A 3477-nucleotide genomic window follows, 5' to 3' on the forward strand; every position below is an offset into this window, starting at 1 on the left:
TTTATAATGATCTTGCCGTGGTGCTTTACTAGCATACGAGTATATTAAATTGCGAATTAACTCTGTTTGTGCTTAATTTGTATACAAGTGTGGCGCTATTGTAAGTAATATAAACAATGGAAACTTAGCTGCTAAGCGGCTGAAAAATAAAAAGCTTAATGGCTTATAATGTTAATTGGAGAAATAATGGGTAATTTAAGCTTAAAAAACAAGTTGCTACTGTTGGCTGTTTTACCATTGATAGTATTACTAATCAGTTTTATGGCGGGCTCTTATTATTTAGAGAAGCAGAATCAACAGCAAAACTTTAATGAGTTCAAAACTAAATTAATTGCTGATAAACAAACCTTGCTAAGAACAGAAATAGAAATCGGCTCTAAAGTAGTGCAATACCAATTAGCACAAGGAAATGAACAAGACGCTAAAAATGCGTTGCGAGATTTAACCTTTGGCGAAGATGGTTACTACTTTATTTATGATACCGATGGTATTAGTGTTTTTCATGCATTACTGGGTGATGCAATAGAAGGTCAAAATAAAATAGGCATGACCGACCCAAACGGTAAAAAAATAGTGGTTGGCCTACTTGAACAAGCGCGTAAGGGCGGTGGCTCGTTCATTTATCATTTTCAAAAACCCAATACCACAGGCTTAGTCGAAAAAATTGGCTATGCAGCCATGATCCCTGGTACTAATTGGATGATTGGAACTGGCACATATATGGATGATATTGAAGCTGAGCTGGTAAAGTATCAAGCAACTATGGAGCGCCATTTAAGCAAAAAAATGACCACTTTGGTTTTAATATCACTTCTGCTTCTTGGTTTGGCAGCAGCCGGTGCGTTGTATGCTTCTAACAATATGCTAAAACCGATTAAACGTATGGTGCAAAGCTTAGATGATATTGCTAAAGGGGAGGGGGATTTAACCCGACGCTTAGAAATAGATACTCATGATGAAATTGGCCAGTTAGGTGGATCTTTCAATGTATTTGTGAGCAAGCTACACAGTATTATTGCCGGTGTGGTTGATGTAACAAGTGACGTTAAAACAGCCTCTTCAGATATTAATACGCAAACATTACTCATAGAAGACAAGTTATTAAAGCATAACCATGAAACCGATTTAGTGGCAACGGCGATTACCGAAATGTCAGCAACCTCACATGAAGTTGCTCAAAATACCACACAAGTTGCGGTATCAACGCAGGCGGCAACAAAAGAAGTGGCTAACGCGCAAGATTGTGTGGATGTTTCATTGAGCGAAGTATCAAACTTAATGGGCGAAATTAATCAAGCCGCAGAGCAGGTTAACTCGTTAAGTGAGCAATCTAAAAAAATTAACAGCGTATTGAGTGTAATTGGTGGCATTGCTGAACAAACAAACTTATTGGCATTAAATGCGGCAATTGAAGCGGCACGCGCAGGTGAGCAAGGTCGTGGGTTTGCGGTGGTAGCTGATGAAGTTAGAAGTTTAGCGAGCAGAACCCAAGACAGCACATTAGAAATTAACGAAATGCTGGGCGAGTTACATAATTTAGTGACGGCAGCAGTTGATGCAATGCATGCGAGTCAACAAAGCTGTAACCGCTCAGTTGAGTCTTCACGGGCTATATCTGAAAGCTTAGGTGCGGTAACTACGTCCGTGACCACCATTAATGATATGAGTACACAAATTGCCACAGCGGCAACAGAGCAAAGTAGCGTGACAGAAGAAATTAACCGTAACGTGTATGCTATTCAAGAAATAGTTAATGAGTTAACACAGTCGAGTAAAACCACTTCTTCAGTAAGTCAGCACCTAGCAGGGCGAGGTGAAAACTTGGGTGACCTAGTGGGGCAATTTAAAATATAAATAGCGCTGAGTTATTAATTTTTTAGCAAGCCGTAACGTGTTTAGTTACGGCTTTTTTTGGCTTTATTTTTAGCTAAAGCGCGATAGTTTATAGCACGCTACAACCATAAATATTTAACAACACAGCGATTTTTTAATATTTTTGTTCGTCTCTAATGTACACTATTAGCTATTCTTATTAATAAGTGCTTACTTATTACAGTAAATTTATAGTGAAAGACTATTTTAGGGTTTTGAAATGATAGAGTATCCGGTTGATCAGTTACCACAACTCATAAACGACTTATTGCAGTGTGATACCACAGAGCGCAAGAATAAATTACTTATAGATGCTCAGCAAACCTTATCAACGGAACACTTATCCTTATTATTTGAAGCTATTCCTAAAGAGCAGCGCCTTGAAATTTGGCATTTACTAGATGAAGACACGCAACACGAAATTTTCGTTAATTTAAGTGAAGATAGCTGTTTATGGTTACTGCAAACCCTAGATGACAGTGACGGTTTTAAATTATTAGACGAAGTTAACGTTGAAGAGCTGCTTGAATTAGAAGAAGTGATCCCGCAGCGCTTTATTGATTATGCAAAAAAGCAGCTTGATGAAGCACAAACCAAACAATACGAACTGGCTCAGCAATATACACCAGAGCAATTAGGTCACTGGATTGGGTTTGATTTTTTAAAGGTGTCAGACAAACTCACAGCCGGCGGCGCTAAAAAGTTACTCCACAAAGGGTTACCGCAGTACAGCGAAGTGATTTATTTAGTGAGCCGCAAAGGCAGCTTAATAGGCGAAGTGGCAGTTAATGACCTGATAAAAGCGCATGATAACGAGAGTTTAATGACCTTAGCTAATCATGACTTTACCTCATTGCACGCAGACCATGATTTATATGAAGCCGCTGAAGTGGTCATTCATAGCGAGAAAATGGCCATGCCAGTGGTTAATGCCGATAACAAATTAATAGGGCGTTTAACCATTGCATCAGCTTATGAATTACGTCAAGAAATAGCCGACGAAGCCACAGCAAAGGCCGGTGGTTTACGAGAAGACGAAGACTTATTTGCCAGTGTTCGTAAAAGCGCTAAAAACCGTGGTATTTGGTTAGGTATCAACTTAGCAACGGCATTTTTAGCCTCGTGGTTTATCGGTTTGTTTGGCGCAACCATAGAGCAAGTGGTTGCTTTAGCTGTATTGATGCCGATTGTTGCTTCAATGGGCGGTATTGCCGGTAGCCAAACCTTAACGGTTATAGTGCGTGGTCTTGCGCTTGGTCAGGTTACTGACTCAAACCGAAACGCATTACTTAAAAAAGAGTTGCGAGTAGGGGCGGTAAATGGCTTGGTGTGGGCATTAGTGATTGGTTTGCTAACCTTTGTATGGTTTAACGATATTATGCTCAGTATAACCATTACTGTGGCAATATTACTTAACTTAGTGGCAGCATCGTTGGCGGGCGTAGTGATCCCCTCTATTTTAGATAAAATGAAAATTGACCCTGCATTATCAGGCTCAGTTATTTTAACCACAGTCACTGATATTGTCGGCTTTGTAACCTTTTTAGGATTAGGTAGTTTATTGTTACTTTAGGGTCTGTTGATCTTTCAAGGTTAAATTTACAG

General features: G+C 39.4%; 2 protein-coding genes. Both read left to right on the forward strand.

Annotated elements, in window-relative coordinates; translation table 11 throughout:
- Positions 1-186: 186 nt before the first annotated feature.
- A complete protein-coding gene (locus tag CWC14_RS15645) occupies positions 187-1854 on the forward strand; it encodes a methyl-accepting chemotaxis protein (RefSeq protein WP_138563786.1) in 1668 nt (555 codons plus the stop codon).
- 238 nt (positions 1855-2092) lie between these two features.
- On the forward strand, positions 2093-3445 hold the full coding sequence (locus CWC14_RS15650; RefSeq protein ID WP_138563788.1) for a magnesium transporter: 1353 nt from the start codon (positions 2093-2095) through the stop codon (positions 3443-3445).
- The last annotated feature ends 32 nt before the right edge of the window (positions 3446-3477 follow it).

It is taken from the genome of Pseudoalteromonas sp. S3260 (assembly GCF_005886925.1).
In the GTDB taxonomy this organism is placed as follows: Bacteria; Pseudomonadota; Gammaproteobacteria; order Enterobacterales; family Alteromonadaceae; genus Pseudoalteromonas; species Pseudoalteromonas tetraodonis.

Excerpts from the sequence above, each read along its gene's own strand:
- CWC14_RS15650 (WP_138563788.1), top strand. The coding sequence starts at position 2,093 with ATGATAGAGTATCCGGTTGATCAGTTACCACAACTCATAAACGACTTA.
- CWC14_RS15645 (WP_138563786.1), top strand. The coding sequence starts at position 187 with ATGGGTAATTTAAGCTTAAAAAACAAGTTGCTACTGTTGGCTGTTTTA.